The following is a 2,763-nucleotide window of genomic DNA, read 5'->3' as shown; positions in this document are numbered from 1 at the left end:
CCATGTAGTCATGTGGGAACCGCGTGTCCCATCGCGCCTCTGCTGCGGACCAATCGATTTCCTCGTCCGCGCCGTGGTCTGGCGGCAGGATCTTGGTCAACGCTGCGATACCCGTCGGGTCTTCCATGGCAATCCCTTCGACTATATGGCCGCGAGCCTAGGAGGTCGTACCGACAAGCGCCGCGACTGCCGCGTCATCGGTCCAGTGACTCCGGAAATTGTTCGCGGCAGTACCTCTTGGGCCGCTCGCATTGATAGCCCCAACGCGTGGTGGACTTTTCGCGGATCTGATCCCAGACCCCGTTTCGAACGCGCGACATGTGGCATGTGCGGATGTTCGGATTGGCGGGCGGCTCAACCCCTCAACAGCACGTGGGGGTGCTCCGGCGATGCGGGGCAGGCGCCGATGACCAGATCCCATACGTCACCTATGTTGATCTTGGTGGGTGAGGCAGTGCCGTCGGGGTGCCGGTCCTCGTAGGGGACCCAGCTGTCGTCTTGCCATTCTGTGGAGGCGATGGTCAATACCGGTTCGGTGGGTGTCCCGCAGGCCGGGCACAGCTTGACCCACGGATCGCTGCGTGCCCAGGCGACATAGCCGCCGATCTTCCACCCGGGTGCCACGGATAGCCCCATCTGGTATGGGCTTTCGGTCCACACACCGAGGTCCTTCACCTCGATGCCGAGGTATCCGGCTTCCCATCGCTGCAACTGCTGATAGAGATCTTCGTCGAGTTCGAGCGCTGAGGGGTACTCGGTCACTTGTTCCGGTCGTATGTGTTCACGTCTGTGATCCTGGTCCATTCGGTGCGGTCCGTCTGGATGTTGAGACCGGGTGTCTCGTCGCCGGGAATGATCTGGTCGTACATGACCCAACCCCGCCTGGTAAGTATCGGCACATCCAGCGGAACACCCTGTTCGCCAATAGTTTTCGCACCATACCCCCGGGACCGACAAAGATGGCCGAGATTAGGCGGGGTCTGCCAGACCCTGACGACACCGACGACACCGCATCACCTAAGAACCTTAGGGTCGCACGAGTTGTTCTCAGCAGCAACGGATCTGCCTGTAACTTAGATCAAGAGCTGCAGCCATATCCAGCGATCGGCGTGCTTGCGTTCCGCGTCCTTCGGCCGCGCGGCCCTGGAATGGATGGGCCTGCAGTGTGTTCACGCGCCCCTCCAGCGTTAAGGGCAGACCCTACGGGCAGGCAGGGAGCCTGCCCCCTCCTGCGCAGGCCCATCCATTCCAGGGCCTACCGCGGGCCACTTGGCCGGGCGAGCGGTCACCTTCTCGATTGCCGAACAGTGCTGGGCACGACGATAGCCGCACCCTGTCCGGTCAACTGGCTCGCTCGTTCCACAGCCCGGAGCCGGAGGCAAAGTAACGGAAGGCGGACTATCTACGCATCGTGAAGGTGACGCTCTTGTGGGGCCATGGGTCAGACCAGGTGAAATTTATGCGCTTCTGCACGCCGTCCAGCTCCCACGCCAAGAAGCTGGGCCTCTGAACAGACCCCAACAACGGGTTCTCGGGCCTATGAAATTCTGGCAATTCGCGTCCCTGGTTGAACAGAGTTAGAGCGAACCCCACCCCATTCAGTTCCGCCACCCCACCGCGGAGAGTCTCATCTTCGGTCCCGAAAAAAGGATAGATGGAGCACCAGTCGGTAGTCACCTTGTCGACATCACAGAAGGGGTCGAAGTGCAGGTAGGAATTCGACGGGTCACCTGCTACGCAAAGCCCCCATGTCTCTGGCCACTGGGCTTTATCCAGCAGGAGGTGCACCGACTCCTCCGTGATCTTCCTCTTGACCCGACCCCCGTCGTGAGACAGCGCGTTCGCAGCCGCATGGGTCCCGAGCAGCTTCAAAACCCATCGCTGGAAGTCGTCACCGGAGATGGTGATGGCCGCGTCAGTCCCCCATTCACCATTCCCATTCAGGTAGGTGAGTGCAATCTCACGGAGGAAGCTCGCGAACTGCAAGGCCGCGTCGTCAGCTGCACTCAAGTCGCTGTTATGTTTGGTGCAGAGGACTTTGGCCACGAAGTCCTTCGGCCTGACCGGGCGTGGGATACCGAAACCGTGGTCATGCTGGATGGTGACCGATGGATCATCCCACGTGTACAGCTTGATGAGACTGTGTGAGAGATAGTGTTCGCCAGAAATTCTGGTGGAACATCCGCCATGCAGATTCGTGTAGCATCTCGGATGCTTGTAATCGTCCGGAGTCTGAGCTTCGCTCACCATAACGGTCAGCGTACTTCCGAAGCGTCGTTGAACGCAGAGAATTTTGCACTCTCCGGAGGCGTGGCCTTCCTCGGTGGTGGCCTGCATCGCGTCCCCTCCCACGTCGTCCAACCCGAGCGCTCCTGCGGTGGTGTTCGGATCTGCGGGGGTCCGCTATTTTGGCCGCCGAGACTCAACGCCTTCAGATTCGAAAGCGACGGCGATACCGATGCCGCCGAACCCGGCGCCGACTATGGCGACGGTGACGGGTTCGGGTTCGGCATCGCGGGGGTCAACTGCGGTCTCGATTCAGTGCGGGGAGGGCGGCGGCATGGGCCGGTAGCGGTGAGGGGCAGGGGTGGAAACGCAGGGTGACCGCATCGGAGGTCGGCCGGGTTCGGCAGGCGAGGACTTTGCCTGCGGCCAGGTCGGTGTCGCTGACTCGGGGCTGGCTGATTGGAAGTCTTGCCGCAGCCTCCGACTGAGTGCCTGTCGGCCAATCCGCGATGGGCGCGAAGGTCGTCCAGGTCTAGT

The 2,763-nt window shown here is 61.5% G+C and carries 2 protein-coding genes; both read right to left on the bottom strand.

What is annotated here, in order from left to right; genetic code table 11:
• Positions 1-354 precede the first annotated feature (354 nt).
• Positions 355-762 (bottom strand): hypothetical protein, encoded by a 408-nt coding sequence (locus ON21_RS30485; RefSeq protein WP_051021499.1) that lies wholly within the window; start codon positions 760-762, stop codon positions 355-357.
• Between the two features lie 636 nt (positions 763-1,398).
• Positions 1,399-2,361, bottom strand: a complete 963-nt coding sequence (locus ON21_RS30480; RefSeq protein WP_039803706.1) for a hypothetical protein — start codon at positions 2,359-2,361, stop codon at positions 1,399-1,401.
• Positions 2,362-2,763: the final 402 nt, after the last annotated feature.

The organism is Nocardia araoensis NBRC 100135 (assembly GCF_000308435.1).
In the GTDB taxonomy this organism is placed as follows: domain Bacteria; phylum Actinomycetota; class Actinomycetes; order Mycobacteriales; family Mycobacteriaceae; genus Nocardia; species Nocardia araoensis.
This window is presented reverse-complemented; position numbering and strand designations above follow the sequence as displayed.